The sequence below is a fragment of the Cupriavidus basilensis genome (assembly GCF_008801925.2).
GTDB lineage: Bacteria > Pseudomonadota > Gammaproteobacteria > Burkholderiales > Burkholderiaceae > Cupriavidus > Cupriavidus basilensis.
Genome location: NZ_CP062803.1, coordinates 2,758,477 through 2,783,434 on the forward strand (window position 1 = coordinate 2,758,477; position 24,958 = coordinate 2,783,434).

The 24,958-nt window shown below is 61.4% G+C and carries 38 protein-coding genes and 1 pseudogene; 18 read left to right on the forward strand and 21 right to left on the reverse strand.

What is annotated here, in order from left to right; genetic code table 11:
• Window positions 1-5 precede the first annotated feature (5 nt).
• The 21 genes and pseudogenes from F7R26_RS12480 to F7R26_RS12575 form a co-directional block, all read right to left on the reverse strand.
• Window positions 6-716 (reverse strand): ABC transporter permease, encoded by a 711-nt coding sequence (locus F7R26_RS12480; protein WP_150983281.1) that lies wholly within the window; start codon window positions 714-716, stop codon window positions 6-8.
• Window positions 713-1,045 carry a head-tail joining protein gene (locus F7R26_RS12485; protein WP_150983280.1) on the reverse strand — a complete coding sequence of 111 codons (333 nt, stop codon included), beginning with the start codon at window positions 1,043-1,045 and terminating at the stop codon, window positions 713-715. The genes F7R26_RS12480 and F7R26_RS12485 overlap by 4 nt, the downstream gene beginning before the upstream one ends.
• On the reverse strand, window positions 1,045-2,109 hold the full coding sequence (locus tag F7R26_RS12490) for a major capsid protein (protein ID WP_150983279.1): 1,065 nt from the start codon (window positions 2,107-2,109) through the stop codon (window positions 1,045-1,047). Before F7R26_RS12490 ends, F7R26_RS12485 begins: the two co-directional genes overlap by 1 nt.
• Before the next feature lie 107 nt (window positions 2,110-2,216).
• Window positions 2,217-3,149: a head decoration protein gene (locus F7R26_RS12495; RefSeq protein WP_150983278.1), complete on the reverse strand. Its 933-nt coding sequence runs from the start codon at window positions 3,147-3,149 to the stop codon at window positions 2,217-2,219.
• Between the two features lie 27 nt (window positions 3,150-3,176).
• Window positions 3,177-3,797 carry a hypothetical protein gene (locus F7R26_RS12500; protein ID WP_150983277.1) on the reverse strand — a complete coding sequence of 207 codons (621 nt, stop codon included), beginning with the start codon at window positions 3,795-3,797 and terminating at the stop codon, window positions 3,177-3,179.
• A 26-nt stretch (window positions 3,798-3,823) separates the two neighbouring features.
• The gene (locus F7R26_RS12505; RefSeq protein ID WP_150983276.1) at window positions 3,824-4,702 is read right to left on the reverse strand and encodes a S49 family peptidase; all 879 of its coding nucleotides are present in this window, start codon (window positions 4,700-4,702) and stop codon (window positions 3,824-3,826) included.
• Window positions 4,699-6,360 (reverse strand): phage portal protein, encoded by a 1,662-nt coding sequence (locus F7R26_RS12510; protein WP_150983275.1) that lies wholly within the window; start codon window positions 6,358-6,360, stop codon window positions 4,699-4,701. The genes F7R26_RS12505 and F7R26_RS12510 overlap by 4 nt, the downstream gene beginning before the upstream one ends.
• Window positions 6,360-6,587: a gpW family protein gene (gene gpW / locus F7R26_RS12515; RefSeq protein ID WP_241754312.1), complete on the reverse strand. Its 228-nt coding sequence runs from the start codon at window positions 6,585-6,587 to the stop codon at window positions 6,360-6,362. Before gpW ends, F7R26_RS12510 begins: the two co-directional genes overlap by 1 nt.
• 25 nt (window positions 6,588-6,612) lie before the next feature.
• Window positions 6,613-8,775, reverse strand: coding sequence for a phage terminase large subunit family protein (locus F7R26_RS12520; RefSeq protein ID WP_150983273.1), 2,163 nt, complete (start codon window positions 8,773-8,775; stop codon window positions 6,613-6,615).
• The gene (locus tag F7R26_RS12525; protein WP_150983272.1) at window positions 8,711-9,310 is read right to left on the reverse strand and encodes a hypothetical protein; all 600 of its coding nucleotides are present in this window, start codon (window positions 9,308-9,310) and stop codon (window positions 8,711-8,713) included. The genes F7R26_RS12520 and F7R26_RS12525 overlap by 65 nt, the downstream gene beginning before the upstream one ends.
• 96 nt (window positions 9,311-9,406) lie before the next feature.
• Window positions 9,407-10,030, reverse strand: a complete 624-nt coding sequence (locus tag F7R26_RS12530; protein ID WP_150983271.1) for a hypothetical protein — start codon at window positions 10,028-10,030, stop codon at window positions 9,407-9,409.
• A gap of 295 nt (window positions 10,031-10,325) precedes the next feature.
• Window positions 10,326-10,787: a hypothetical protein gene (locus F7R26_RS12535; protein WP_150983270.1), complete on the reverse strand. Its 462-nt coding sequence runs from the start codon at window positions 10,785-10,787 to the stop codon at window positions 10,326-10,328.
• Window positions 10,788-10,789: 2 nt separating this feature from the next.
• Window positions 10,790-11,071: a hypothetical protein gene (locus F7R26_RS12540; RefSeq protein ID WP_150983269.1), complete on the reverse strand. Its 282-nt coding sequence runs from the start codon at window positions 11,069-11,071 to the stop codon at window positions 10,790-10,792.
• A pseudogene (locus F7R26_RS41945) lies at window positions 11,071-11,382 on the reverse strand (DUF1064 domain-containing protein); the annotation flags it as partial. The pseudogene F7R26_RS41945 and the gene F7R26_RS12540, both read right to left, overlap by 1 nt.
• A complete protein-coding gene (locus F7R26_RS41950) occupies window positions 11,358-11,564 on the reverse strand; it encodes a DUF7696 family protein (protein ID WP_463675064.1) in 207 nt (68 codons plus the stop codon). The pseudogene F7R26_RS41945 and the gene F7R26_RS41950, both read right to left, overlap by 25 nt.
• Before the next feature lie 15 nt (window positions 11,565-11,579).
• Complete coding sequence (locus F7R26_RS12550) at window positions 11,580-12,515, reverse strand: hypothetical protein (RefSeq protein WP_150983267.1); 936 nt, start codon at window positions 12,513-12,515, stop codon at window positions 11,580-11,582.
• Window positions 12,515-12,979, reverse strand: a complete 465-nt coding sequence (locus F7R26_RS12555; protein ID WP_241754314.1) for a nuclease domain-containing protein — start codon at window positions 12,977-12,979, stop codon at window positions 12,515-12,517. The genes F7R26_RS12550 and F7R26_RS12555 overlap by 1 nt, the downstream gene beginning before the upstream one ends.
• Before the next feature lie 2 nt (window positions 12,980-12,981).
• On the reverse strand, window positions 12,982-13,278 hold the full coding sequence (locus F7R26_RS12560; RefSeq protein ID WP_150983266.1) for a hypothetical protein: 297 nt from the start codon (window positions 13,276-13,278) through the stop codon (window positions 12,982-12,984).
• Between the two features lie 195 nt (window positions 13,279-13,473).
• A complete protein-coding gene (locus F7R26_RS12565) occupies window positions 13,474-13,662 on the reverse strand; it encodes a hypothetical protein (protein WP_150983265.1) in 189 nt (62 codons plus the stop codon).
• A complete protein-coding gene (locus F7R26_RS12570; RefSeq protein ID WP_150983264.1) occupies window positions 13,655-14,053 on the reverse strand; it encodes an XRE family transcriptional regulator in 399 nt (132 codons plus the stop codon). Before F7R26_RS12570 ends, F7R26_RS12565 begins: the two co-directional genes overlap by 8 nt.
• Window positions 14,054-14,576: 523 nt before the next feature.
• Window positions 14,577-14,810, reverse strand: coding sequence for a transcriptional regulator (locus tag F7R26_RS12575; RefSeq protein ID WP_150983263.1), 234 nt, complete (start codon window positions 14,808-14,810; stop codon window positions 14,577-14,579).
• An 81-nt stretch (window positions 14,811-14,891) separates the two neighbouring features.
• Here F7R26_RS12575 and F7R26_RS12580 point away from each other — a divergent pair, with 81 nt between their 5' ends.
• From F7R26_RS12580 to F7R26_RS12665, 18 genes are all read left to right on the forward strand, one after another.
• Complete coding sequence (locus F7R26_RS12580; RefSeq protein ID WP_150983262.1) at window positions 14,892-15,407, forward strand: hypothetical protein; 516 nt, start codon at window positions 14,892-14,894, stop codon at window positions 15,405-15,407.
• 78 nt (window positions 15,408-15,485) lie between these two features.
• Entirely contained in the window at window positions 15,486-16,328 is an 843-nt protein-coding gene (locus F7R26_RS12585; RefSeq protein ID WP_150983261.1) for a hypothetical protein, read from the forward strand.
• 531 nt (window positions 16,329-16,859) lie between these two features.
• On the forward strand, window positions 16,860-17,243 hold the full coding sequence (locus F7R26_RS12590; protein ID WP_150983260.1) for a hypothetical protein: 384 nt from the start codon (window positions 16,860-16,862) through the stop codon (window positions 17,241-17,243).
• Between the two features lie 25 nt (window positions 17,244-17,268).
• Complete coding sequence (locus tag F7R26_RS12595; protein WP_150983259.1) at window positions 17,269-17,502, forward strand: hypothetical protein; 234 nt, start codon at window positions 17,269-17,271, stop codon at window positions 17,500-17,502.
• Between the two features lies 1 nt (window position 17,503).
• Window positions 17,504-17,653 carry a hypothetical protein gene (locus tag F7R26_RS12600; RefSeq protein WP_170301721.1) on the forward strand — a complete coding sequence of 50 codons (150 nt, stop codon included), beginning with the start codon at window positions 17,504-17,506 and terminating at the stop codon, window positions 17,651-17,653.
• The gene (locus F7R26_RS12605; RefSeq protein ID WP_170301720.1) at window positions 17,650-17,820 is read left to right on the forward strand and encodes a hypothetical protein; all 171 of its coding nucleotides are present in this window, start codon (window positions 17,650-17,652) and stop codon (window positions 17,818-17,820) included. Before F7R26_RS12600 ends, F7R26_RS12605 begins: the two co-directional genes overlap by 4 nt.
• Window positions 17,821-17,947: 127 nt before the next feature.
• Window positions 17,948-18,232 carry a hypothetical protein gene (locus tag F7R26_RS12610; RefSeq protein ID WP_150983258.1) on the forward strand — a complete coding sequence of 95 codons (285 nt, stop codon included), beginning with the start codon at window positions 17,948-17,950 and terminating at the stop codon, window positions 18,230-18,232.
• Window positions 18,229-18,792 carry an eS19 family ribosomal protein gene (locus F7R26_RS12615; protein WP_150983257.1) on the forward strand — a complete coding sequence of 188 codons (564 nt, stop codon included), beginning with the start codon at window positions 18,229-18,231 and terminating at the stop codon, window positions 18,790-18,792. Before F7R26_RS12610 ends, F7R26_RS12615 begins: the two co-directional genes overlap by 4 nt.
• A complete protein-coding gene (locus tag F7R26_RS12620) occupies window positions 18,789-19,028 on the forward strand; it encodes a hypothetical protein (RefSeq protein WP_150983256.1) in 240 nt (79 codons plus the stop codon). The genes F7R26_RS12615 and F7R26_RS12620 overlap by 4 nt, the downstream gene beginning before the upstream one ends.
• Window position 19,029: 1 nt before the next feature.
• Entirely contained in the window at window positions 19,030-20,100 is a 1,071-nt protein-coding gene (locus F7R26_RS12625) for a beta clamp domain-containing protein (RefSeq protein ID WP_150983255.1), read from the forward strand.
• A 13-nt stretch (window positions 20,101-20,113) separates the two neighbouring features.
• Window positions 20,114-20,425: a hypothetical protein gene (locus F7R26_RS12630; protein ID WP_150983254.1), complete on the forward strand. Its 312-nt coding sequence runs from the start codon at window positions 20,114-20,116 to the stop codon at window positions 20,423-20,425.
• Window positions 20,426-20,458: 33 nt separating this feature from the next.
• Window positions 20,459-21,115 (forward strand): Lcl C-terminal domain-containing protein, encoded by a 657-nt coding sequence (locus F7R26_RS12635; RefSeq protein ID WP_150983253.1) that lies wholly within the window; start codon window positions 20,459-20,461, stop codon window positions 21,113-21,115.
• 62 nt (window positions 21,116-21,177) lie between these two features.
• Window positions 21,178-21,789: an Lcl C-terminal domain-containing protein gene (locus F7R26_RS12640; RefSeq protein ID WP_170301719.1), complete on the forward strand. Its 612-nt coding sequence runs from the start codon at window positions 21,178-21,180 to the stop codon at window positions 21,787-21,789.
• Window positions 21,790-21,806: 17 nt separating this feature from the next.
• On the forward strand, window positions 21,807-22,178 hold the full coding sequence (locus F7R26_RS12645; RefSeq protein ID WP_150983252.1) for a four helix bundle protein: 372 nt from the start codon (window positions 21,807-21,809) through the stop codon (window positions 22,176-22,178).
• Window positions 22,179-22,380: 202 nt separating this feature from the next.
• A complete protein-coding gene (locus F7R26_RS12650; protein WP_463675065.1) occupies window positions 22,381-23,580 on the forward strand; it encodes an RNA-directed DNA polymerase in 1,200 nt (399 codons plus the stop codon).
• On the forward strand, window positions 23,577-23,879 hold the full coding sequence (locus F7R26_RS40975) for a hypothetical protein (protein WP_241754315.1): 303 nt from the start codon (window positions 23,577-23,579) through the stop codon (window positions 23,877-23,879). Before F7R26_RS12650 ends, F7R26_RS40975 begins: the two co-directional genes overlap by 4 nt.
• Complete coding sequence (locus F7R26_RS12660) at window positions 23,876-24,442, forward strand: hypothetical protein (protein WP_150983251.1); 567 nt, start codon at window positions 23,876-23,878, stop codon at window positions 24,440-24,442. The genes F7R26_RS40975 and F7R26_RS12660 overlap by 4 nt, the downstream gene beginning before the upstream one ends.
• Window positions 24,439-24,957, forward strand: coding sequence for a hypothetical protein (locus F7R26_RS12665; RefSeq protein WP_150983250.1), 519 nt, complete (start codon window positions 24,439-24,441; stop codon window positions 24,955-24,957). Before F7R26_RS12660 ends, F7R26_RS12665 begins: the two co-directional genes overlap by 4 nt.
• The last annotated feature ends 1 nt before the right edge of the window (window position 24,958 follow it).

The following is a 24,958-nucleotide window of genomic DNA, read 5'->3' on the forward strand; positions in this document are numbered from 1 at the left end:
TGCACCTATTGAGGAAGCGTGATGGTCAGTGCGCCCTCGTCTCGGCCATCGGGGCCGGACAGGCGCTGGTCTTGCGTTACCTGGTCACCATCGGCCAGCACAACAGGCGTCCCATCACTGAGAGTGACCGGCGCCCCTGGCTGAACAGCCTCAGGGAATGGAGGGTCGGGATACTGACCGCGGGAATCGAATGGCTCCACGGAGTCGAAGTGAACATTCACAGTCTGAAGAGGCACCGTTGGGATCGGATAGAAATCCACCGGCCCCTGGTAGAACTTGGCTTCGATATGCAGCGATAACTCGGCTATCGGCATATCGCCCTCCGAGCTTGTATTGATCTCGGAGTCGATGGATGTGAACTGCTCAACGCGCTGTCCGCCAGCAGGATCCGACCAAATGGCCGGGTTATTGATCAGGGTTACCTCGATCTGCGCCTTCAGCCTCTCCGCCGCCGCAAGCGCCACCGCCGAACCACTGTCCGCCGGACCAGCTGGAGCTTTCGTGCGCGCGATGACTTCAACAGTGGTGTAGACATCGAACTGCGGGGCGTTGGGCCCCAGCGATACCTTTCGCTCTTTGCGAGCGTGCACCAGGATCGAAGGGTAAGCAGTCGGTGCAGTCGGCCAATCGAATGGCGAATAGACCGCCTGGCCCGCATCGGTCGCACCTTTCAGCGCGTCCACGAACAGGCCACGCAACTCCGCAGAAGTAGTCATGGCGAGCTAACCTTGCTCAGCAGCAACTTCATGCCGCCGTGGCTATCCGGTCGCGCGTCGCGCACGACATAAGTCGAGTTGGCGCGAGGGACGAACAACTGATCGCCCTGAATTGGCTTCGCCGGGAACTGGGAAAGCTGGATCCCGAGGACCGCACTGACCTCGGTCACGCCTGTCGATGCATCCTCGAACATCACTTCCTTGAGGTAGGCATCGTCGAACACGCCCGTTATCGAGAAAGCCCCGCCGGCGGCCGGCATGTATGTCACCGGCTCACCGAAGGTCTTCATGCTTGGCTCCAGCACCAAGCCATCCCAGTCGATAGGCATTACGACCCCGCGCGGCCGCTCAACAGAACCTCGGGGCGGGTGCACAGGTACAGCGGGTACGAGTACGCCTCCATCTTCCACCACATGCGGCGATCGCGATCCACGATCGGCAGCACATATACCGGGGCGCCTGGCTGGTTGATGAATTCAGCCGACTCGCCCGGGGCCAGGACTTCCTGAAAGATGCCAGGTGCGTTCACCGGGAAGAACTTGACCTTGTCGTCAGCGATCTTGACGGTCGAATTGTCGTCCGAACCGCGGTAGTTCACCCAGGTGATGCCGTCGAATTCGAACGAGGCAAACGCATCGCCGAATGCATCGTCGCGAATGTCGCGCGCGCCCTCCCAGTTCAGGAAGGTACGGATCACGTCCGGATGGTTCGAGAAGGAATCGTAAAAGGAGTCACCGCACAGCGCCATAATGCGGGTCGACTGCGTGAAAGCGCCCTGCGCCTTGCGCGCCATCAAACGCTTGATGCCGTTGATGATCGGGCGCAGGCTGTTTGCGGCGCCGGCGGCCAGGTTGAAGGCGGTTTCTGCGGCTTGCGAGATCTGGAACTCATCGAACCAGTTGTACAGAACGGAGCCGTCCTTCGGGTCTAGCACCAGGCCCTGCACCGCAGCGAGTCGCAGATACTCCTTCGTGTACTCGACGCTGGCCAGCAGGCCGGTCGGGCCGGCCAGCCGACGCGCGACTTCGCGCTCGAGTTGCATCGGCACGGTCACGATCTGGCCCGTCGGGCCTTCCGGGAACTCGCGGATATTCTGGATTTCGTAGGTGTGGACCGTGTCGTCGTGCATCAGACGCGGCACGTCGAAGTAGCGCATCTTGCGCTTCTCGGTCGTACGTTGCGTGCCTTCGGTGCCGCGCTCGCTGAAGCCGATGAGCTTCAGCGTGCCGGTACGCTCTTCGACCGAGACCGCAGTGGTGCGGATCGGATTGGGATCGAAGATGTTCAGGCGGCCCAGTGCACCCGGTTGGTACGGGTTGCGCTGCACGCCTTGCGTCAGGGTCAGTGCGCTGAAGGCGTCGCTGTTGAAGATGTCAATGATTTCGCCAGCCATGGCTTGTTCCTTTTTGGAAAAAGAAAAGCCGCCTCGCTGGCGGCCTATTGAATTGCGGAAACGAAAAAGCCGCCCGTGGGCGGCTTGCTGGTCAGATCAATTGCGTGTTACCGCGGCTGGATGCCGAGGGCCTTCAATTGCGCGGTGGCGGTGGCGATCGCGGCGGCACTCATGCCGGTCGGCCAGACCAGTTCAGAGGCGTTCACCTCGCACTGACGGACGACGACGGCGCAGGGCTTGTCGACGGTGGTGACGTCCTTGGTGGCAAACAGAATGCCGCTGGGAACCTGCGAACCGTCCACGTTGGCCGGGTCGAAGGGCTTGTACTTGCCAGACCCAGCCGCGACCGTGACCGCGAAGCTGTCTCCCGGGACGAACGCCGTGCCACCGGCCGTGATCGTGAACGACAGGCCGCCCGCCTTGAAGGCGACGCCGGTCGTACCGTGGCCAACTTCCGCGCCCGTTGGATCTGACACGATGAAGTGCGTCGCGTCATCGAACTCGACAGCGTAGACACCGGCCTTGGCCGCGTAGCCAGCGGCGGTCAGCGAGCCCAGAGTCCCATTACCGGTATTGGATCCGCCGGCGGCCGAAGTAATGCCGGGATTTCCGGGCGCAGCAGTAGCCGTCACCGTGAAGGTGTCGCCAGCCACGAAGGCGGTGCCGCCGGCTGCGATGGTGAAGCCGATGCCGAGAGCGCTGAATGCCACGCCGGTCGAACCGGTTGCGGTCTGGCCATCCGGCGCGGTGACCGTAAAGGCCGTCGCAGCGGTGAACAGGATGCTATAGGAGCCGATCGCAGTTGCTGGCGCAGCCTGCGTCGTGATCGCGCCGAACGTGCCATTGCCAGTGTTTGCGCCAAGCGCTGCAGCGGCTGCGGTCAGCGCCGACGTGACGGTGCCGAGCACGGTGCCGGCCAATACCTTGACGCCACCGGTCAGCGTGCCTTGATCGATGGACTGATGGCCGTTGGCCAGCGAGACGATAAAGCCGCCGTTGTGGAGTGTCTCCTGAAACGGCGTGTAAGTGGGGTTACCCATGGTTCAGTTCCTTTGGGGCAGAAGTGGTTAGCGGCGGCTCGACGGGTTGGCGGCCTTAAGGTTCGCGTCCCAGCGAGCCGCCAACGCTTGCTGAGGAGACGGCTTGGCACCTCCATCGGCGCCAAGGATCGGGTTCCGCGATGCTCGGTTGACGTGCGCTGCCGATGCGGGAGCCGGCGCGCCCTCGAGCGTCGCGATCGCTTCAGCGCGTGTCATCCGTGTCTTGAACGCAAGGTTCGCCGCGAGCATGGGATTGCGAGCGGCAGCTTTGGAAGCGAAGATTGCAGCGCAACGCGCTTGCTCACGCAGCCGGGCGCGAGCTACAGCGCTCTTTCCGCGCATTTCTTCATCGTCGTCTTCGGCGTCCGGATCGGTGTCGTCATCGTTCTCGCCACGTGCCCGCGCCTCTTCTTCCTTCTTGCGCTCTTCCTCGGCCTTCGCCTCTTCGTCTTTGCGCTCTTGTTCGGCTTTGCGGGCCTCCTCTTCTTCCTTGTCCTTGTCTTCCATGCGCTTGGCATAGTCATCGTCCGACTCGCCGTCGCACTGTTTGCGCTCGTCGTCTTCACTTTCTGCGCGAGCAGCGCGGGAGGAAATGCCGACGAGATGGGCGAACGAGAGCCCGCGCGCCGCGAGGGTGCGAATACTCATATTTGGAACCTCTTGGGTGGGGAGTGTCAGCCCAGCTCGACGAGCAGGGACTCGAATGCTTCGTCCGGCGCCATCACGGCGTCGGCAAAGCCGATCTCGACGCCAGCGGCACCGAGAAACGTTGTGGCCTGCGTCTTTCGAACGATTTCGATAGGCAGATTTCTGTTGCGGGCGACGGTAGCAACGAAGAGTTCACCCATTTCGTCCACGTCGGCCTGGAATCGCTCCAGCGCCTCCTTGGAAAGCGGGCTAAATTGATTCCCGTCTGCCTTGCGATCGCCGTATTTGATGATTGTCACGGCAATACCGGCCTTGTCGATCGCCTTACTTTGGTCTATGTGCATACAAATCACGCCTACTGAACCCGTGCCACCAGTGCGGGGAACCGTGATCTGCTCGCACGCGCTGGCCAGGGCGTACGCCGCGCTATATGCGCATTCACTCAGGATTGCCAGCGTCGGCTTGACACTCCGCGAGTTGTAAATCAGGTCGGCCAGGTCAAAGCAGCCGGCCACCTCGCCGCCAGGCGAATCCACCGACAGGACAATGGCCTTGACCTGGTCATCATTCAGAGCCGCAAGGAAGTTGTAGCGGATTGCGTTATATCCGAGCATCCCCGAATATGGCCGCAGATTACTGCTCTTTTGGACCAGTGTCCCAGAGACGTCGATGATTGCGACACCTTGACTCAGATCGTAGGGCGTTTCCTCATAGGACTCAGTCGGACCATCATCCCAATCGTCATATGCCATCGGCTTGACGATAACCGGCGCGTCGCCGGCAAACGAGACATCACCGATGCCGAATCGGCTTGCGAGCGCCTTCGCAATCACCTGCCCCTTCGATGGGTGGATCGCCAACGGAACATCGAAGATCCGCGCTGCTGCAAATGGATAGCTTTTCATTCTGCTTGTGGCTCCCCGGCAGCTTCCGTTGCGGCCTCTCCAAACCATTTCGGCGGAGGCAGGCCAAGTCGTTTGAACTCAGCGACTTCGATCGAGCGCTGGTGCAAAACTTCTTCCCAATCGAGGCCTTGCTCTGCGCACTCGCGCTTAAGTGTCGACAGACCACCATCAAGACCAAGGATCGCGCCTTGCTTCTCCTTGACAGGATCAACCCAGCCGCGCGCTACGCCAAGCCAATCACAGCGCGCGTATGCCGTTGCTGCTTCGACAAAATCCGGCGCATTGCGTGGGAGTACTTCGTCAAGATCACCGCGCTCCATCACTTCCTGAAGCCAGGTCGCATACATGGGCGTCGCGGTTCCGACCTTGAACTCTGTGTTCCGCCTGGATAGCGTCTTCCAGCTCTCGAGCAATGCAGCGCGAGCGCTTGAGTAGTTAGTCTTCGACCAGTCCTGAGTGATTTGTTCCGCGGATACACCCAATGCGGCCGCTATCGATCGGAGCATTTCGTGCGCAAAGTCCGAAAAACCGTCATGCGGATGCGCAGCGGCTACCTGCTTGATCTCTTCGCCGGGCGCCAGGGTCGGCACGCGAACATTGTTCAGCATCGCCGGCCGTTCTTTCGACCAATCCGCACGCAGGTCCTGGTAGAAACCCAGCTCTTCGCCGTCGCTGTCCATCGCCGATTCGATCATCTTGGGATCAAACGGGCTCGTCACATACGTGCCGAAGATCGTCGCGACGGTGGCAGCCTGCAGTTCGACGCCGTAATAGCGCGCCAGCATCTTGGCGTGCTTCAGAACCGGTGTGAAGACGCCGATCCCGCGGTGCTGGCCGGCGCGGTCGCGCTCGAAGTCGTGGATCACGCGGCGCCAGCCGTCCGGATCTTCGCGCTCGATGCGCTCCCATACCATCGACTCGACGGCGTTGTACCAGTCGTTCTGCTCGGCCTTGCGGATGTGATAAGCAATCGGCACGCCGTCATCGTCAATCTCCACGCCGCCGCGCAGGCTCCGCGTATCCATCATCTGGTACGGGTTCGACAGGCGGTCAGGATCGACAAGCAGGAACGCCGTCGCATACTTCGCCGCACCGCGGCCGATGCGCTCGGGCTTCCAGTACGAGACGACCAAGCTATCGCCATCGACCAGCTTGTGCCTCAGACCAAGGCGAAGCATTTGCGATATTGTCAACTCTCGCGTGACGTCGTTGTAATGGCCAAGGTCTTCCGAATAGCCACGCCAAAGCGCCTCGACAGAGCGGCGAAACTCGTCCGCCCACGTCGCATCGAACCCTTTCGAGAGCATGGAAAGGGCAAGATAGTCGGGGTTCGCCGACAACCGTAGGTGTGCTCCGACCGTGTTATCGAGAATCCGCGTGACACCACCCGACGCCCAGCCGTCGTTACGCGCCAGATCCCTGTGACGCGCGACCATCTGGTCGCGGTGCAGGTTGATTTCCGAGTCCGGCGAGCGAATCCAGGGCTGCCAGTTACCCATCTCGGGCGTCTGATAGCTCGACGCTTCATAGGGAAACGCATTCGAGTATGGCGGCACGGAGAGCACCGTACCACCCAGCCCAGTATCAGCGCGCGCACGACCGCCGGCGGGCAAATCCCCGAATGGCTTGCCGTTAGCGTCGACGATAAGTGAGGGCATCAGAACAAGATCCTTCGTGCGCGCGGATAGTGGCAGATGATGCCGAGTGCCTTCTGCAGCATCAGAATGCTGCGTTGAATCTGTGCGATGTCGCTCTGCTGATATGTGACCGATTTCGCGCCATCGCCCTGGTTGTAGGTGGCAGTCACAATCTTCGCGCCTGCCGACAGATCAAAGTACGCCGCTTGCAGCGCAGCCAACCTCGACTGCAAGTCGGTGGTGCTCATTCCATCCGTGATTGCCATTCCATTCCTATGCGAGGCGACTCGTCACTTTCTTCTTGACCGGCTTTCCGGCAGACGGGGGCGCCGCAGCTGTCCCCGGAGGAGCGGCGGCCCCGGATACCGGCGCGGGCGTCCAGACGCCCTGGACCGCGTCGAACTGGAGCGGAACCGCTACCAAGTCGGCACGCCGGTTCAACTTCAGTCCTAGATGCGTCAGCCCACATAAGGCGGCATAGGCATACACGCGGCAATCCAGTGCCTCGTTCGCCCGACCTGAAGGCAACTCCCAAACCCTGAACTTCTGCCCGTTGACCACCTTGACGACGGAGCGCTCTGACGTCAGCTGCTCGAAGTAGCCAAGGTCGCGGTCATTCGGGAAGTGCATGAACCCCGGGCCCGGTTCCTCGACATGCAGCCGGTTTCTAACCGTGTCCTTCGCGGCATTGACGCCGAGGATCACGGGCCGGAACGATGCCTTCGTCTTCCGTGTCGGCCGCTTCACCGGCCATACGGGATTCCGCTTGCCATTTACCGCAGACTCACCCTTGATTGCCCAAATCTTCCGACCAAGCCTCGCCTTCGAAAAGTCATAGACCTTCTGCGTGTGGCTACCACCCGAGTCAATGCAAACAGCCATCGCCTCGAACGGGCGACCATCTGCGCGATGCCAAATTCGGTTCAGAAGCGCATCTAGCCGGTCCCAAGGGTCAGGCGTTTCCATATCGCCCTCGATCACCTCGTAGGCAATCGACCAACTCTCCTCGTTCCGGCCCCAGCCAACCACCTCGACCTCGAAACGGTAGTCCTGCGTGTCGACGCCGACCGTGATAACCGCGACACCATCCGGCACTTCCGCAGCCCAGCGCTCGCCGCGCGCAAGAAGCGCTTCCAGGCGGAGTGCCTTGCCAGAGTGCGGGCGGTACGGCAGACCCGCCTGCGTGTTCCACCAGGTCTGCTTCTTGTCTTCGTCGCCTTGGGCAGCCAGCCATTTCGCGGCGATGTCTGACGGCTTGTCCTTTTGCCAGGGGCTGAACAGTTTGCTCGCCTGGAACCCTGCGTGTTCGTTGTCAACGCGCCACGTCCCGCAGTCGGGGCATTTGGCGCGGTACACGGCGTATCGGTCGCTCGACCACCAATCCCACACATGGGCCAATGCAGCCTCAGTCGAAGCGCCGCGCTCGTCTTCCGGACCACGCCACGCACGCTCGTACGCATCGAGCGGCACATGCCGGCTGCCGCAGCACTCGAACGGTCGCGTCTGGTGCCAGCGCGCGGTCTTCAGCGCGCGCAGCCGATCACCTTCCGACCAGATCTCGCCACAGCTCTCGCACGCAATGCGCGCCGTCTTCGGATAGTGCTCCAGCACCGTCCCGCTCTCGTCGCGGCGCTTGTCCCAATCGACATGCTTGAAGAAGTCCGGGAACATCCGGTGGCCGCAATGCGGGCACTCCACAGACGCTCGTCGCTGGTCGGAATCCTTATAGCTAGCCTCGATCCGGCTCTCATCCTCGACCGTCGGCGAGCAGGCTCGCACCGACAGCCAGTTGACGCCGAATGTCGCGGTACGCTCCTCGGCCAGCGCGATCGGCTCACCCTCCCGTGTCACCGGATACTTATCAACCTCGTCCGCGAGAATGACCCGGACTGGCCGCCGCGCGAGGTTGTCCGGGCTGCCAGCACCAGCCAGCGCGATGAACCCGCCCGGGAATGCCTTGAACAGCAGCGTCTCATCCGCGTTGCGGGTCTTGCTCGTTCCGACCAGGTCACGCAGCACCGGCGTCACCCGAATCATCGGGCTAATGCGCTCCTTGCTGAACTGCTCGGCCGCCGCCTCCTTAGGCTGAAGGAGCAGGATCGGACAAGGGTCCAGATGCGCGAAGTAGCCGAAGACGTTCTCCAGGAACGCCGTCTTCAGCAACTGCGTGCTCACCATCGTCGTGATGACATGCACGCCCGGTTCCGTGACAGCCAGCATGGGGCCGCGGGCGATCTCCACTGTCGCCGTCGACCAGTTGCCAGACGTGCTGCCAGCCTCCTTCGCCAGCTTGCGGTACTTGTCCGACCATGCCGGCACGCTGATGCGCGGCGGAGGGGTCCATGCCCGCCGGCAGGCCAGCCGCAGCCGATCAGCCTTCTCGCTCGGTGAAGTTGGCCTCCGGCTCACCGAGGTCGGTGATTTGCTTGTGGACATACGCGGTGAGGGCCTCGGTAACCTTATCTGCTTCGAGACCGAGGTCAGCGGCCAAGAGCGGGCCTACCCGCGTCGGCCAGTTCAGCCATGCATCACGCTGCGCACGGAACTCCTCAAAAAGGATGGCTTGCGCGGTGTCGAATTCGACAAGCGCCCCAGATTTCTGCTCGTACTCGAGCTGGCGCAGCAACGCCAGGTATGTTTCTTTCTTCTCGAGCGCCTCGGCGTAGGTCATCTTGACCGCGCCAGAATCGGCAAGCCGCTTCGCTGCGTCCTGCAGGCTCTCACCGTCAGAAATCACCGGCTCGCTGCGAACTGGCTGCGAACTGCGAACCGGGTGCGAACTGTTCGCACTGGGGTTCGCAGGGTTCGCACCCTTCGCATTCGCTTCGCGCCAGGCCGTTCCGACCAGCGCAGGATCAAGCGAGCCATCCTCAAAAGCCTTGAGCCTGTTGGCTTTCAGAGCTTTTCGGACTAGCGTGTCAGAGCAGCCGTCTCGCCGCGCGAACTCGCGGAGGGAAATGCCAGCGGGCAAGGTGCGAACCCCTTTCAAGATTCATAGCTGGGGGGAAGTCGCGGTGCGCAATTGCCCCCGCCGTATTAAGGAGGGGGAAGGACCCGTGCGCTTTCGTCACTTCCTCGCATTGGCGAGGGCGCGCGCCAGGGTCGCGCCTAGCTCCCGACGGAACGAGCTCGCAACCACCTTGCGGGCAAGGTCCACGTAACCAAGGCGCTGATGCACCTGGTGCGCGTCTTGGAACTTGACCAATAGCTTCAGCCCGGCGCTCTTGCCGCGGACCGCCTTCGTTCTCTGCCACACACCATCGACCTCTCCTGCCTTGGTCTTGACTTTGCCGACAAAGACATTCTTCTTTGCCGCCAGGCGCTTGACGGTAGTGCGTGGCAGGTTGCCGTATTGGTTCACCTTCTGCCCCACAGGCTTGATCAATGCGCGGGCATTGAGCTTGTTGCTGCCCCCCTTCTCGTACGGCTCAAGGTAGGCGGCAGCGATGTCCTTGACGTACACCGTTGCAGTCAAGCTGCTCTTGGTGGCCAACTTCACACCGACGGAGTTCAAGGTGAATGGTGTTGGCTTGTCCAGCACCTTCGCCATGTTCGCCCGCTCTGCAGCCTGAACCTGCTTCGCCACCACGTTCAGCGCCTGGGCCGTAGCGAACGGCACCTGCTTACGCGCGAAGTTGTCGAGGCTGCGCTGCAGCGCCTTGACATCGAAGCGGACAGAGATGTTGATCACGCTAAGCCTTAAACCACGCAGCAGGGATCACCTCGGCCGGCGGCTCCTTCTCGAACAAGGGCACGTCATGCATCATGCGAGATGGCGCACCGGGCGGGAAGGCCGTCACCGACACAATGGCGCGCGCCCCAGCCAAGCCAAAATCTGCCTCTTCGATGGGGCAATGCGGCGCGGTATGGGTGTTGCCTCCGCAATTGGTGCAGGTCATCGCCGTTTCTCCCAGACAACCAGAGCGCCGACGATCACCACCACCAGCGCAAACCAAATGAAAGCGGGAACGTCCATGTCATTCCCCTCAGTCAGAGCTGCAGGATGAACTGCCGCTGTCCGAGGAAGAACAGCTATCCGAGGACGAACTCGACCCGCTATCCCAGTTTCCCGAGGCGCCGCCGCCGTCGAAGGATCCGCCCCGGCTCACCGGCGCCGACCAGCTGTTGCCGAACGAGCCAGAGTCCGCGGCAATCCCATCGTCCGAGTGGCTGGAGAGCAGCATCGCCGCCGGGAGCATGGACATCCCGTCATCGGTCGTGCTCGAGCGAGAAGCCGAGGCGGCCGGCGCGCGGCGCGGGACGGATGCAGCGGCCACAGCGCGGGGTGATGGCGCCGTGGGATTGCGGCGCGGCGGCGCCTGCGGATTCAGGCGGGAAGCCAGATTGATGACGGGTGCAGAGATTGCGATTTCTCGGCGGGACGCAGCTTCGGCCTCCGAGCGGCCGTTGCCGAAGATACGCGCGAGGAGATTGCGGATCAGCTTCATGGCTACGCCCCCTCGATTTCGATGCCTTCGGCGCCCTGCTCGCTGGCGTGCTTGAAAGCGTCATCGAACATCCGATTGATGCGCGTGGTGCCGTCCTCTTCCTCTTCCGTCAGGGCATCCACCACCGCTTCGGCCCATTCCAGGGGATCCGTCACCTCGACCAGATCCGGATCGATCATCAGCAGATCGGGCAGCATGATCTCCGTCGCCTTCGCCAATGCGCTCACCGGCACTCTGATCACCAGCTCGTCGCCCACCACCTCACAGCTCAGTTCGCCATTCATTACCGGGTCTCCTTGATCTCAAACCCAAGCACAGCCATCAAATGCCGCTTGATGCGATAGACATCGGTTACGGCGCCCTTAACGTCTTCGATGGTCAGCGCCGCGGCGCCGGCCTCCCGATACACAAAATCCGCCACGTACCGCAGTGCCGGCCGCTTCCGGCCCTGGATCACCACCGCCGGCGCAAGCTCGAAAGCCACCTGGCGCCGCAGTTCGCTGATCTGGCCAACCTTCTCGTGCAGGGCCCGTTCCAGATACCGGGCAAACTCGCGCTTGCTGTCGAAGGTCATGCCCTGGTAGTCGATCCGCTGGTTGCCGTACTTCCCCGGGGCGCCTGCCGGACCGCGCGGACGTCGGAGAGAAGTTTTTCCGCCGCCGGCCGCCCGCGGTGCTTCTCCACCTTTTCCAGGTACGCCGCTATCTCCTGCCCCGGGCGCCGCGCCAGCCAGCGCACCTCGCACTCGTATCGGTAGTCCGGATCCGCTCGCACCACGACTCCCTCGCTTGGTCATTCCGCATCCCCGATCGGCGGATGGCCGTAGATGTACTGGTGGATCTCGGCATAGCGCGAGCTCTTGGTGCGCAACAGATCGGCCATGAGCTCGTCGCGCCAGGGGCCCTCGCCGGCGGCCTTGAAAACTCGCACCTTGAAGTCGGGGAAATGCTCGCCCTGGGCCCTTTTCCAGACGACCCGGTGCTTTGCGCCTTCGGCTTCGATGGCCTCGTTGCTGCGCCACCACTGCGAACCCGAATTCGTCGTGGCCGTGGCACCACCGGCAGCACCGGAGCCGGCCATCGGCCCTTCGCGCCGGACCCAGTTGCGCCAGGTGGCTTCCCAGTCGGCCTTGCGCGCATTGGCGCCGCCGGCAGCGTGCCAGTGGTCCCGGAACATCTCGGCCACCTTGCGGGTGTGGTCGGCCGTCCAACTCGGGTGCTCGGTCAGCGCCCATTCGCCCCATGGCTTGGGCAGTACCCAGCCTTTCGGGAGACGTGTCGCCTTTCCGGTGGCGGCGGGTGGCGGAGCCGACCCGCTCTCACCCTCATGAACCACTGAGGTTTCTGTATCTGTATCTGCTTCTGTATCTGTATCTGGGGGCGTTGCTGCAACGTTGCATGGCTGTTGCACGTCCTTCTTCTTCCCCTCCCGATGCTTGCGAGACCGCCCTGTGCTTGAGTCTGAGACGAATTGGCGCTTATCCCAGTTGCACAGGTTCCACCCCTCGTCAACAAACCCCTTACGCACAAAAAGCGCCTTGGTTTCCGCTAGTTCCTCGTCGCTGAGACGGAGGGCGAACGCCAATTCATCTTCTTGCAACGTTGCAAGAGCGTTGCTGCAACGGAGGCAGAACAGCATCATGAGGCGACGCTGCATCGGCTCGGACATGCTTTGCACTTTCGCGTCCGTTGCGAACTCGGAATACATCCGGAACCACGGGTTGGACATCAGGCGCCCTCCCCGGCTGGCAGCGCGGCGCCGCCCTGCTTCGCCAGCTTGATCGCTCGCACGGGTGCCCAACGGGCATATGCAGCGTCCCAATAGGCACGGCGCTCGTCCTTGCTCAGGCGATTGCCCTGGTCGATCTGGTCGTGGCACCAGCCGCAGCCCGGCACGGTCTTCTCGTCGTCGGCCTTGAGGCCCATTCCCTTGCCGTGGATCTGCTGATTCGAGTGGCAGGCCACGACAGATTCCAGGGGATGCGCCGGGGCGCCGGCAATCAGCAGGTAGCACGGCTCGCCGCGGCAAGCCTCGGCAAACCGGCGCTGCGCGATCGGCCGGCGCTTTGCCCGCTTCTTCTTGAAGGGGCTCGGCACCAAGCCAGCCACCTGCTTCAGCCAGGTGTTCGATTGGAGCGAAGTGCGGCGCTGCAGCTGCGCGCCACGCTTCATGGGGCTGCGTCTGGTCAGCATCGTCAGAACAGGGCCCCTTGCGGGTGCGGTAGGCGATGCGGGCGGATCGTCTTGCCCGTGACCTTGCAGGCGCGCGCCGGGCCACGCTCAACCTTGCAAAGCTCCTCGCGCAGCTCGTTGACGCGTGCGCTGAGCACGTTCACCTCCAGGCCGGTCAGCTTCTTCAACTCCTGCAGCGAATAGTCAGCCGGGTACGGCGCCATCACAGCCAGGATCTGCCGCTGGCGCGGCTCCATCTCGCCAGCCTTCTTGGCCTGGCGGTATGCACGAATGCTTGTGTCTGCTACTGCGGTCTGCATGCGTCCTCCTATGCATTGACGGGCTTCGCGTCCCGGTACTGCTCGCCTTTGAACCCCGAGTTCCACTCAACGTGTGCGTCGGTGCCCGGCGGCCAGTGCGGGTTGTCGTCAGGCTTCTGCCCGCGGCGGAAGGCCTCGGCGCCGGCGGCCCGGACGTGCTCTCTGGGCATGAGTTCGTGAATCACGGGGGTCCTTTCAGTGCTTTACCGCCTGCTCCGCCTGGAGGTCCATAAGCCCCACGGCGCGCAGCGCTTCGAAAAATTGCGGATCCTTATTGGCCATCGCATGCAGCTCTTGGATCGCTTGTTCCTTATCGTCTCCCTGCCTCTTCATCGCGTCGTGCACCGCCCCCCGGGCATCGCAGAGCGCATCGCTTTCATCCATGAGTCCTCGCAGAAATCACTTCTTCCATGAGAGTGAGCATCCCGCGGCGAGCCAGGTACTGGCTGATAGCCCGGTTGCCCAACACCCGTTCGTCGTCCGCGATCTTCTCCGCCGGCAGGTCGCGACGCGCCTTGCCGTTGGCGTTGTGCTTCTCTCGATGGAAGTAATCGCTGGAGTGGGACGGGTACAGGTCCGCGTGAACCGCCAGCACCTGCTTGGTCAGTGCCTGGTTGGCGCGGTATTCCCAGGCCAATGCGCATGCGTCACGGAATGTCACGCACCGCGCAATCAGGCTGTCCGGCAAAAAGAGCGCCGGCGGGGTGCCGGCGGCCGTGGGAATCGCCGCTATCCCAATACCGGCGCGGCTTTCAAGCTGGTCGGCGGTCCTCATTTTCTTTGTCCTTATAGAGAAATTTCATCGGTTCCACGGTTGAATCCACAGTTGGGGAAAGCCGAAAATTTTTTTACCGAGCGGCGAGTTCCGCCCGGCCTGGCAGAAGGTTCTGCCGGCAAATGACAAACACATCTGCATAGGCCCAATGCCAAACTTCACCGCATGTACACGTACGCAGAACGCCTCCGCTGGGCAATGCAACAAACGGAGCCGCCGACCTCTCGGCGCGCCCTTGCACAGCGTGTCGGCGTCGAATATCAATCGATCCAGTACCTGGCCGATCCGAACCGGAACGCAAAGGGAAGCCGGTACACGGACGAAATCGCACGTGCACTTGGGGTGTCTTCTCAGTGGCTCGCAACAGGGAAAGGGAAGCCGAGTCGGACAAGGCGACCAGCTGTTGATCAGAGGCCGGCGCTGCGAGAGTGCATCCGCACCACCCGCGTACTACTCGCCCAGCTTGAACGGATCGTGCAGGCGCTTGACGAGAGTCAGAACGGGAATTGAGCTTCATGGCCGGTCATGCATTGACAGGCGCCGCCAGCTCTGGCCAGTGCTCTTGCCAGTCATCCGGGCGCTGCTCCTGGCGTTGCAGGCCAAGCGAAGTCTCGATGGCGCGCCAGTACTTGGTCGGGATGGGGCCGCCTTTCTCCAGGTGGTACGAGATCGTCTGCTGAGTCACGCCCAACAACGCCCCCAGCTTCTCCTGCGAATGCGCCAGTCGGACGGCCTTTTGCCACGGGCTTTCTTGCATTGGTCTGCTCGCTGATGTCTACAAATTCATTTGTAGCACGTTACAAACCTTTTTGCAAGGCGACATAACAAAATGCTTTGTATGTCAACTTACTCAGAACGCCTTGCACTGGCGATGACCGTGCGCGGCCTGAATCCCCACACCGACCAGAGCGAGCTGGCGCGGAGAGTTGGGATGGGCTGCAAGCCACAGAACATCCAGCACCTGCTGGATCCCAACAAAAACGCCAAGTTCAGCAAATACTCTTCACGAATTGCTGATGTACTCAGGATTGATCCGCAGTGGCTTTCGTATGAGACCGGCCCGCGGCCGGAGGCCGACAGCGAACCAGACTTTGTTGCGTTTGACGAAAAAAGCCAAACGCTCTTCTTGGCCGAGGTCAAACCCACAGCCATTGATCTTGAGGATGCTCAGCGACAACGCGCGCATGCCATCGTGGCCGGTCTGTCCGGGTCGTTGCTTACTAGGGCGCTGGCATTGCTCCAGGACATTGAGGAACGACAAGAAGACGAGCCAAATCAATCAGGGCGAACTATTGTCATAGAAGGGGGAAAGCCGGATCCGGCGCCCCCATCGAAAAACAAATCAAACGGCTAATAAATAGTCGAAACACGTTCGGGAAAGCATTATTTGCATGCGGGGTTAACATAGCGGGTTGGGCGGGATAATGATTGCATGAAAAAAACAATTGTAGTTACATCGGCACTTTTCTTTGCCCATCAAACCGCGATTGCGGCAGTCAATGCGGAAAAGATCATCTTAGAGAGCGCTGCCAAGGTTACCCAATTATGTAATGAGTCGCTTCCGATAGATGGCATCGCCTGCATTACTGTGGACGACGAATCCGCAAAGCAAATATCAGATAATGCATATGACAGCGGAAAAATATGGGAAAAGGTGTTAGCCGGAACCCGTCAACCGATGCCCATGTATAAGGCGGACACAGGAACGGTGGATGGCTTGGTAGGGCGCAGCTACCGCTCAGCCCTGATCTTGGTAGAGCGTAAGACCTCCGAAGAGCAGTCCTATCTGAGTGCATTCCCCGTCGTGTTTTCCACCACTGCATTCACGCCAGGCGCGAGTCGCGTGGACGATGCAGAGGTGCCGGATTTCGTTAGGCGGCAACTGGATGGTGCCGTAAAGACGGCGAGCCCGGGTTCTGCGGCGGCACAAGAATTCTTCCGAAAGCTTGACGCACCTATTCTCCTGCGGCGAGCTGAGCAGCAAAAAAATGAGAAACGCGCCGCGGAGGAAGCGAGCAAGCAAAACCCACGCTACAAGGCTGACGCGGCAGCAAATTCAATGCGGAGTTGTGCTAACAACATCGTATATGCCAGGAAGGGCATAGAGCGTGAGCAACAAATCGGCAGGATCTCAGGTGTTATAAATAAGGCTTCCCTCTATAACTATGGTTCAATGATTGCGAGCTGCGAAGCCTCGATGCCACGTTTTTGGAAGGAGTATAAGGCCAATGGCGGAGAAGCAAGGTCAATGGCAGACGTTATTGAGCAAAAATAGACTAATCATCTAGACTGCGGACCGCCCACCTAAATGGTGGGCTTTTTTATTTTTTTGGACTGTTTTCTCGACAGGCCTCTCTGCCACCTGCATGCAGAGCCGACTGCATCCCTCTTCAGCGGGGTTATTAAGCGGAAACTTAAATGCTATCTCAATGACTCCATAGATCGTCGGGGGCACATCCGGCGGCAACCCCCGGGGTCAGTATGACAAAGGTAGTGTATTTGGATGCCTATAGGGATGGTCGGCGTCAGGAGCAACGCTCGCCCCCCGAGCTTACGGATGAGGAAGACACGATTCTCATTCGCAGAATGGATGGCGGAACCTACATAGCGCACCTCTCTGGCGCTTATGCGTCATCCCCCTTGTTGGTCGTTGAGCACGCTAGTGATCTCGCCTCGGAGGTCGCTCGTAAGATGCGCTTTCCCTAAATTACAAATTCATTTGTACATCGCGCTTGCGTATCTACAAATTCTTTTGTAGACTGCCTCCATCGACGCACCACCCGGTGCAGCACAGATGGAGCACGAGATGGTCATTCAGCCGCGACAAGCCAACGAACAGCCCAGCATCTTTGATGTGCTTACCGGCACGGTAGGCAAGGATCGCGGACCTGTGCACGTGGTGCTCCCTGGCGTGCTGACACTGGCAGATGGCGGGATGGAGCTGCAACAGGCCATTGCCGCCTACAGCAAGGCTCGCAACCTCGCCAACGAGGTCACCACATTCTTCTGTCGGGCTGTAGGCCGCCCCATCAACACGCTCGAGGAGTTTTCCCTCCTCACGGAGTGGCTCGACGCCATCGAGTCGGCCATCCGCGCCGCCATCTCCATCCGAGACTTCGCGTCGGACAAGGAGTTCTGCGCCATGCAGGACGAATGCAACATGTGGCTCGACCACTGGCAAGCCTCCTAACACTAGCGGCCCCTTGGAGAATCTCATGACCATAGATGAAGCCGTCGAGCGCAAAGCCGCTCACGACAACCAGCAGCAGGTACTGCTGTGCGAGCTGCAGTACGCCCACCAGGTCATTCTTGCCGCCGCCGCCATCATGACGCCGGGGCAGAAGCTTCTGTGGGCAGCGGCAAACAAGTCGCGCGGTGTTCCCGGCGAGGGCGCTTCCCGCTTCCACGAGCGCGCCGTGGCCATCTTCAACGCTACGGGTGAGTGCTGATATGCGTAAGTTCGCCATATCCGTCGTCATTGGAATAGCCCGCTGGTTCGCCGTTGCCATGGGCGTCGTCGCGCTGCTCAACCTGCAGACCTACCTCGACCAGCAGCAGGACATGCCGAAGCAACGCCCGTCGGCTTGGAGGGCAGCATGAACGTGAACAACCGCCTGGATCGGCTGGAGCGTCAGGCACGCAAGAGCCGCCGCCTGCTCGTCGCCTGCCTGATCGCTATGGCCATGGTCGCCGCCTCGGGCTTTGCCACGTACCTCGATGACGACGGCGCCTCAATTCACCCTGCTTCCTATCGGGTGCAATCTTGACCTTCCGCATCTTCATCAACCACGAGCCGGTCCACACCGGCCCCTTTTCGACCTGGTGGGATGCGCTTGAAAGCGCTCTCAATCGAGCCGCCCTCCGTGGTGCCATTAACGTTCAGGTGAAGCGAGTATGAGCGCGCACACGCCCGGACCGTGGCACCGGAACATCAAGCCGGCCAGCAAATACAACGTTGTCTTCGCCGGCCGCAACACGCACGTCGCCGCGGTGAAGACCCAAGGCATGTCCGAGGCAGAGATCGAGGCCAACATGGATCTGATCGTCGCCGCCCCGGACATGCTGGCGCTATTCCGCAAGATGCTGGCCGAGTACGAAGACCATCCGACCATCGGCATGAACCTGTGGGAGAACGATCTGCGCGCCGTCATCGCCCAAGCTACCGGAGGAGCAGCATGACCACGGCGAGCTCTTACCAGATCAGCCTGCTGCAACACACGATTGGCGTGAGCCAGTTCCGGCGCGAGCCGTATCGCAACCACTTCGTCGCCGGCCGTGGCCACCACGACCGGGATCACCTCGAACAGTTGGAAGCCGCCGGCCTCATGGAGCGCGGTCGGTCGCCGAGCTTTCTGCCTGCCGATGACGTGGTGTTTCACGTGACCGATGCTGGCCGCGCGCTTGCGATCGCCGCGCTGCCCGAGCCGAAGAAGCGGACGCGCTACGAGGAATATTTGCGGGCAGACGGCTGCGCGGGCAACTCGTTTGGCGAGTTCCTGTGTGGCATCCGTCTGCCTGAGTTCGAGGAGCGCTGCCACCGCCCCTATGGCGAATGGAAGTCGTTGCGCCAGTACCGAATGTTCCGCCTAACGTGGGATCGGCACTACGGCATCCCGGGCGACCGTGATGTGCAAGGCGAATGGGCGGCGACCAAGAAGGAGGCCAAGGCCAGCTACAAGGCCGCGCTGAAGACTCGCCAACAGGCTGAGCGCGCGGCCGTGGAAGGGTGTCCAGCATGAGCCTCCCCGACTTCCGCGCCCGCACGCTCGCCGCGAACCTTGAGCTCATGAAGCGCTCGCGCCTGGTGCCAACCCAGCAGCAGACCTACGAAACGCCACAGGACATGGCCCGCGCCATCGACCTTGCCATCAAGCACGGTTCTTTCTACACCCAGGCAGCGCAAGACGCGCTCACCGGCCTGACCATCCTCCGCGACCAGCTATCCGCTGCAGCGGAATCACCGAACGGAAAGTGAAATGCTCTCCATTGCTGGAAACAGACTGAGCGAAGCGCTCAAAATTGCAGGGCAAGCTGCCGCCGCGCGCTCGCCCATCGACATCCTTACGCATCTCCGCCTTCAGGGCGAAGCCGGCGGCAGCACCCTGGCCGTGACCGGCTCCGATCTCTCCCTGACCGTTATTGCAACGGTGCCGGCCAGCATTGGCCCAGATGATGTGGACGTATGCCTGCCGGCGGACAAGCTGCAGGCGGTGGCGAGCATCGGCGCCGCCTCGGTGATCTTCAGCAGGAAGGACTCCAAGGTCATTGCCCGCGCCGGCTCTTGCCGCCTCACCATCCCATCCATTCCTGGGGCGGGCTATCCGAAGGTGAAGATCGAAGGGACGCCGACGGCGACATTCTCCGCCCCCGGCCTTACCGCGCTAATCCCCACCGTGGCATTCGCCGCGGCTGGCCCTAAGGAGCATGCGCGGCCCTATCTCCGCAATCTTTGGGTTGAGTCGGACGGTGCAGCCATCCATGTCACCGCATCGAACGGCGCAATGCTGGCCTCGAACTGCTTGCCCATCGCTACCGAAGAATTCGGTGTTCCCTTCTCCGTTGAGGCGGCAGAGCTATTTGCCAGCGTCGGAGTTGAGGACTTCCAGATCTTCGAGCGCCACATCGTAGGCCAGCGCGATGGCGTTAAGGTCATCTGCAATCGGCCGCCGGCAAAGTACTTCGAGTGGCGGCGTGCTCTTCCGGTCCCCAAGCAGCACGTCTCATTCAATCGGGAAGCGCTGCTGCAGGTCTGCCCGCTGCACCGGCTATTCGACATCAAAGGCGTCGTGCGCTTTGAGCAGGACTACGACGTCTGCTCGATCAGCATCACCGATGGTACTCAGGCCGTCGATGCCGAGCTCGAGATCAAAGAGCGTGGCGACGAATCCCATCTGGAGGGTTCATTTGATGGCCCTAGCCTACTCCGCCTGCTCGGCCAGGTGAAGGCCGAGAACGTTCTGATTTCGTGGGCAGACAGCGACACCCCTGGCGCTCACCTTCTGCAAGACGGCAGCTGGCGTGGGCTGCTGGCACCTCTCCGCGTGTAACCGAGGACTCACCGTGAATATCGACGACATCAAGCGCCAGGCTGCCAAGGCAGCGCGAAGAGGCGACGTAGCGAAGATGGATCAATTGGAGATCGCCTTCATGAAGGAGGCGGTGCCACTGACAAAGGCGGGCGTCGATGAGTACGACCGCGAGCGGATTCCAGCACAGCCGGTCCGTCTCTTCCGCGGCGCGGGGCCGAATGGCGAAACCCGTATTCAGTGGGTTCGCTATGACGGCGTTCACGTCATGTCCGACATCAATGGCCATCTCATCGAAGGCCAAGCGGATCAGCCCACCCTCTTCCCGCTGGCAGAAGCCGCGTAACGCAGCACCCACTCGACAAACCGAGGATAGACCATGAACGCAGTCACAGCAGTTGAAGCAAGCGCAGTGCGCAACACGATCACCCAAGCGGCCCTCAATGCCATTCTGGTCGGCGATCCGCTAGGCGGCGGCTTCTACGCGGGCCAGATCCGCCAGGCCGATGGCATCTATGCCCTGATCGTGGCGCCCAAGGATGGTGGCGAGCATGACGACATCGTCTGGAATGGCGACCGCAGCCGCGTCGAAGGCGCACTCAGCTACTTCGATGGCGCGGCCAATACTGCTGCCATGGCCGAAGCTGGCAGCGACCTTGGCAAATGGGCGCTCGGCCTCCAGGCCAACGGCTATCACGATTGGTATCTGCCGGCGCGCGACGAGCTGGAGATCATCTATCGCAGCCTCAAGCCGACCGCTGGCAACTATGCCGGCTTTCGAGACGGCGACAACGCAAGCAGCGTGCCCGTTGGCTACCCCTACACCGAGCAGCTGCCCGCACAGACCAGTGCGGCCGCATTCCAGGCTGACGGCGCCGAGGCCTTCGAGGAGGAGTGGTACTGGACCTCGACGCAGTCCGAGCGCCACTCAGGCAGCGCGTGGACTCAGAGCTTCAATGATGGCTACCAGGACAGCTACCACAAGGGCAACGAGTTTCGCGCCCGCGCCGTCCGCAGATTGTTGGTCATTCAGTAATTCAGTCATTTCTCTGGCCGCGCCAGCGGCTATTCCATATCCATTCATTGGAGTGCACGGCAATGATGCTAGTCGACGAAAACTTGATCTTCCGGGTCGGTGAAGCGAAGGTAACCCTCCCGGCAAAATTGGTCATGAAAGCGTGGCTCGACGGCCTGACGCAAGGCAACCAGCCGCAGGCGCGAATCCATCCCGGCACGCCGAAGATCGGCGAAGTCTGGGCCGGCCAAGGTGGAGTGTATGCCGGTGTGATGCGCGGCGAAAACGGTCAGTCTGACTATCACCTGATCGTGCCGACGCACCCGGACGCATCGGTCGAGGAAATCACCTGGGGCAGCGCAGATGTAGACGAGCCGAACGCCAAGAGCGAATTCGATGGCTGGTCCAATACCGAAGCACTGTTCTGCTCACGCCACAGCCATCCCGCGGCTGAGTGGGCACGCGGACTGAACATCGATGGTCACAGCGACTTCTACTTGCCGGCGCGCCGTGAGCTGAGCCTCATGTACGCGAACGTCCCGGAACTATTCGAGAAGGCCTGGCATTGGTCCTCGACGCAGTCCGAGCGCTACTCGGACGGCGCGTGGCTTCAGTACTTCCTTGATGGCTACCAGAGCAGCGACCGCAAGCACTACGAGTTTCGCGCCCGCGCCGTCCGCAGATTGACCATTTAGTTATTTAGTCATTCAACATGGGCCTGCATACCGAACTGTCTATCTATAAGACGGCGTACGACCTGCTCGACGTTTCAACCGATCTCGCCAAGAACATGCCACGCGATTTCAAGGCACAGATTGGCGGGAAGATCAGAGATGAGTGCATCGAGATCACGGTACTGATTTTCCGCGCCAACACTGCGCGCGAGAAAACACAGCACCTTCTGGATCTGGTCGAGCGCCTTCAAGTGGCGGAGCTGCTGTTGCGCCTATCCGTCGATAAGCGGCTGATCTCCCGACCGCAGTATGCGAAGGCAGTGGCGCTGACAAACAGCATCGGGAAGCAGGCAAGTGGATGGAAGAAGTACTCCGCGTCGACGCCCGTTGCCTCACCGTCAAGGCGGTGATGCCTGTGCGATTTTTAATCTGGTCGTGCCGCTGGCTCACAAGGCCACCGCCATGCGCATCACAGATACCGCTGGGAGTCACCAGGTCTGGTCTGGCGCAGTTTCCTCGCTGATCGGTCCAGGCCTTCGGCGAGGCGACGTAGATAGCACGAATAGACGCAGTCCGAGCGCAACTCAAACAACGCGTGGAATCAGAACTTCAATGATGGCAACCAGAACAACAACCACAAGAACAACGAGTTTCGCGCCCGCGCCGTCCGCAGATCAAACCGATGCGGGGCCTGCTGGCTTCTCTTTCGAAGACTTGGTGGTCGCGTACTTCGACTGCCGGAAGAACAAGCGCAACACCCCCAATGCCCTCGCCTTCGAGCAACACCTCGAGCGGAACCTGTGCCAGCTGGCCGACGAGCTCATCGATGGTAGCTACAAGCCAGGGCGATCGATCTGCTTCGTGGTCACCCGCCCGAAGGCGCGCGAGGTGTGGGCTGCTGACTTCCGCGATCGCGTGGTGCATCACCTGCTCTACAACCACATTTCCCCGCGGTTCTATGCATCGTTCATCGCCGACAGCTGCGCCTGCATCCCGGGCCGGGGCACGCTGTATGCAACTCGCCGGCTAGAAGCCAAGGTGCGCAGCGTCACCGAGAATTGGGTACGGCCGGCCTGGTACCTGAAGTGCGATCTCGCGAATTTCTTCGTCAGCATCGACAAACGGGTGCTGCGCGCCCAACTCGCGGCCCGCATCACTGAGCCGTGGTGGATGCGATTGACCGACCTGGTGCTGATGCATGACCCGCGCCCCGGCGTGCGGATGCAGTCGCCGGCCGAGCTGATGGCGCTGGTACCGCCGCACAAGAGCCTGATGAACCAGCCCGAGCACCGCGGCCTGCCGATCGGCAACCTGTCGTCCCAGTTCTTCGCCAACGTCTATCTAGACGCACTGGACCAGCATGCGAAGCACCAGGTTCGCAGCCGGCATTACATCCGGTATGTGGATGATTTCCTGCTGCTCCATAAATCGCCGCAGTGGCTGAACGCTGCCCATGACGACATCGAAGCGTTCTTGCCGCGCGAACTGGGCGCCAGGCTGAACCCGGCGAAGACAATCCTGCAGCCCATTACCCGCGGTGTCGACTTCGTCGGCCAGGTCATCCGACCGTGGGTGCGCACAACCCGGGCCCGCACTTTCAATGATGGGGCTCGCCGACTGCGGCAGATGGACGCCGGGGACGTGCATGCCGCTGCGAACAGCTATTTCGGTCTGCTTCGCCAGGCCACCGGCAGTCACGCAGACCGCGCCCGGCTGGCAAACATCGTACGTAGCCGCGGCCACGCCGTGAACTTCGAACTCACCAAGGCCTATCGTCGCTCGATAGCCCCTACCAAAACGGAAGCGGCATGACCTGGATGCTCGCCCCGTTCGCCACGGCCGTCATCTTCCTCGGCGCCATGGTACTTGCCGCCCGCGCGCACGTGCGCTGGTTCGAAGCCCAAACAATCACAAAGGAGAGCCGCATGCTCGTTAGCACCACCACCATGATCAAGCGGCTCGAGGGAATGCTCGATACGCGCGATCTTACCGATTGGGAAAAATCGTTCGTCCAAACGCTCGTCGAAGCGCAGCAGACCGGCAAGGTGACGCAGCTCACGGGCGCCCAGGTCGACAAACTGGATCAACTCCATGGGAGACACTTCGCATGAAAACGCCTGAACCCGTGGTGCTAAGCACCAGCGACGACGCCGCGAAAATCGTGACAGTGACAGGTTGGGTGGATCGGCAAGGCCGATTCTGGGGCAACGACGAACGCATGGCGCGCTGGAGCGGTGCAACGCATTTAGTCTGCGAGTGCGGGGCTGTCCATGAAAAGACCTGGACGAAATGCCCGGAGTGCCGCCAGAAAGCGCATGAAGAGCGGTACGCAGCCATGCCACAAGAGGCGTGGGATGGAGAGGCGCCGCTCTATTCCGACGCCTGCGACACCTACTTTTTTTCCGAGGAAGAGTTGGTCGACTACGTTCAGGATGATCCGGAGCGCACCTACGAAAATCTGCGCCTTCTGATTTGCAAGGCCAACTACCCCCGCGAGATCGACGGCAGTGATCATCTCAGCGACGACCTGCCGGAGGATGGCGAGCTGCCCAGCGTACTTGAAGCTGCATTCGAAGCCCTGAACGATGTGATCAAGAAGCAGCCGCCGCTCTCCTGGTCGCCGCGGAAGGTGCGCCCGGCCACCGAAAGCCTGCCCGCCTTGGAGCGCGCATGATCCGCCGCCTGTTGCTCGCCTATTCCGCCCACCGGCCAGTGAAGATTATCTGCGAGGAGGGCAAGCCCTACCTCGAGCGCTACTTCGTCTGCGCGCTGTTCGGGATCCGTATCTACCTGCATCGCTTCGTCGGCTCGGATCCTGATCGCGGTCTGCATGACCACCCGTGGAGCTGGGCGCTCTCTCTTGTGCTGCTCGGATGGTATTGGGAGGCAACCCGCCAGTACGCCCAGATGCGCAAGGTGCGCTGGTGGAACTTTCTGACCGGAGACACCTTCCATCGCGTGATTCTTATCGCGGACGGGCCGCCGGCTGTCTGCACTCCAGCGGAAGTCTGGACCCTGTTCATCGTGCCTGCAAGGGATGTCAAACCCTGGGGGTTCCTGCGGGAAAGAGACCAGGTGGGCGAGGTCTTCACACGTTTCCAGTATGGCCCTGCCGGCAAGCCGGCGAAGTGGTGGACCGACGCACCCAAAGGCCGCGACCACGCGGGCCGCAAACCCGAGGGAGATTGAC